This window comes from Clostridium tertium, assembly GCF_902652255.1.
Taxonomy (GTDB): domain Bacteria; phylum Bacillota; class Clostridia; order Clostridiales; family Clostridiaceae; genus Clostridium; species Clostridium tertium_A.
In genome coordinates this window covers 1-2,244 of sequence record NZ_CACRTO010000032.1, presented here as the reverse complement: position 1 = coordinate 2,244, position 2,244 = coordinate 1, and the positions used below count along the sequence as shown (strand labels likewise).

At 30.7% G+C, this 2,244-nt stretch carries 3 protein-coding genes and 1 pseudogene; all 4 read left to right on the top strand.

Annotated elements, in window-relative coordinates:
• Positions 1-371: PTS mannose/fructose/sorbose transporter subunit IIB (locus GPX08_RS11940; protein ID WP_156627032.1), on the top strand; the 371-nt coding region annotated here is incomplete at its 5' end.
• 16 nt (positions 372-387) lie between these two features.
• Positions 388-1,176: a PTS sugar transporter subunit IIC gene (locus GPX08_RS11935; protein WP_156627031.1), complete on the top strand. Its 789-nt coding sequence runs from the start codon at positions 388-390 to the stop codon at positions 1,174-1,176.
• Positions 1,169-1,990, top strand: a complete 822-nt coding sequence (locus GPX08_RS11930) for a PTS mannose transporter subunit IID (RefSeq protein WP_156627030.1) — start codon at positions 1,169-1,171, stop codon at positions 1,988-1,990. The genes GPX08_RS11935 and GPX08_RS11930 overlap by 8 nt, the downstream gene beginning before the upstream one ends.
• Before the next feature lie 21 nt (positions 1,991-2,011).
• A pseudogene (locus GPX08_RS11925) lies at positions 2,012-2,244 on the top strand (sugar isomerase); the annotation flags it as partial.

The following is a 2,244-nucleotide window of genomic DNA, read 5'->3' as shown; positions in this document are numbered from 1 at the left end:
ATGCATCAAAAGATGAAGTGAAAAAAATGGCTTTAAAAATGTGTTGTCCATCTGACGTTAGATTAGCAATAAGATCTGTTGATGATGCGCTAGTTTTACTTAGAAATCCTAAACTAGATAAATTAAAGGTTTTAGTTGTTATGGATAATACATTAGATTTATTGAGATTATGTAAAGAGTTAAGTGAAAAACCATTAATTAATTTAGGGGGTATGACGCGTAGAGAAAATACTATGGAATTAATTAAGGCTGTTAATGCAACAGAAGATGATATTAAAAATCTAGATGGAGTTATTAATTTGGGATATATAATAGAGTGCAGACAAGTTCCTTCAGACAAGCCTATATCATACAAAAAGATAAGAAAATAAGAGAGGAGAGGTAAGGATGTTTACTCAAGCTTTATTAGTTGGCTTAGTACTTTTTGGAGTTTGGTTTATTGAAAAAATTTTAACTACGCCAATGGTGTTTAGACCTATTGTTGTAGGAACATTAATAGGAATTGTTTTAGGAGACCCTGCGATGGGTGCAAAATGTGGAGCTACATTAGAAGTTGTATTTATGGGTTCAATCCAAATTGGTGCTGCTGTACCACCAGATGCAATGCTTGGTGCAGGAATAGGGACTGCTCTAGCTATAATAACAGGACAAGGACCTGAGGTAGCATTTGCTTTAGGATTTCCAATTGCAGTATTTGGGCAGTCAATTAAAATTGTATGTTTTATCATTAGATCTTGGTATATGGGATTGGCATGTAAATATGCTAGAGAAGTCCAAGTTAAAAAAATGCATTTATTAAACTGGGCTGGATTAATTCTTCAATGTACAATTTATGGTCTAGTAGGTTTTTGTACAATTTATTTTGGGTCATCAGTAGTTGAAAGTGCATTAAATAGCATTCCTGAAAACGTTATGACTGCATTAAATATTTCAGGTGGATTGTTGCCAGCAGTAGGGTTTGCTTTATTGTTACAGCCAATGATGACAAAGAAAAACTTTCTATACTTTTTCTTAGGATTTATCATGGTAGCATTTGCAGCTCAAAGCGTTTTATCAGTAACTTGCTTTGGTATAGTATTAGCTTTTATTGTTGTATTTGAATTAGGAAAAAATAAAGGAGAGAAAGATGTAGAAGAAATAAAAGATGAAGAATTGGAGGCATTATTTGATGAATAAATTTGCGAATATTTCTTCTGAAGAGAAAAAAATGTTAAAGAAGATGTTCCTATCATCATTTGTTATGGAGCATTCTTATAATTATGAAAGACAACAAGGATTAGGTTTCTCTTTAGGAATGTGGCCAGTTATTAAAAAAGTTTATAAAACTAAAGAAGAGCAAGGGGAAGCATTAGAAAGACATATGGCTGTATTTAATGCAACTCCACATATTGAAACTTTAATTATGGGGATTTCAGCTGCTATGGAAAAAGAAGCAAGCCAAAACCCTAATTTTGACAAAAGTTCAATTAACTCAGTAAAAGTAGGATTAATGGGTCCCTTAAGTGGTATAGGTGATTCAATTTTCTGGGGGAGCTTAAGAGTTGTTGCCGCAGGTATTGGATTGTCACTTTGTTCACAGGGAAACCCTCTAGGAGCATTGCTGTTTTTATTAGTATATAATATTCCACATTTTATTATTAAATATTATTGTACTTTTATAGGATATTCATTTGGATTAGATTTGATGAGCAATGTCAAAAGTAATGGTATATTAGATAAAATCACTAAAGCTGCTTCAATTGTTGGATTAATGGTTATTGGAGCTATGACAGCTAGTATGGTAGTTTTATCATTAACAGGAAAATTTAATATTTCTGGCAATGAATTTGTTATTCAAGATTATATCGATCAAATATTTCCAATGATTTTACCATTATTGTATACATTGTTGATGTTCTATTTACTTCAAGTGAAAAAATTCAAAGCAACTAAATTATTATTGATCACTATTGTATTATCATTTGTACTTGTTTTTGTAGGATTAGTATAAAAAGAAAGGATATGATTATTTATGACAACCTTATTAGATTGTATTAAAAGGATACCTTTATTAATATACGAGACAACAAATCAATATCCTTCTAATTTTAGTTCTTTAGAACAATTAAGTGGAAGTATAAAGGAAGTAATATTCATTGCTAGTGGATCATCATATAATGCGGCATTTACTGCTCAATTTTATTTGGAAAAAGAATGTGGATTAAAAGTTAAATTGTTTTATCCAAATGTGTTTAATAAAATTGA

Coding starts and splice junctions, on each gene's coding strand:
- GPX08_RS11935 (WP_156627031.1), top strand. CDS start 388: ATGTTTACTCAAGCTTTATTAGTTGGCTTAGTACTTTTTGGAGTTTGG.
- GPX08_RS11930 (WP_156627030.1), top strand. CDS start 1,169: ATGAATAAATTTGCGAATATTTCTTCTGAAGAGAAAAAAATGTTAAAG.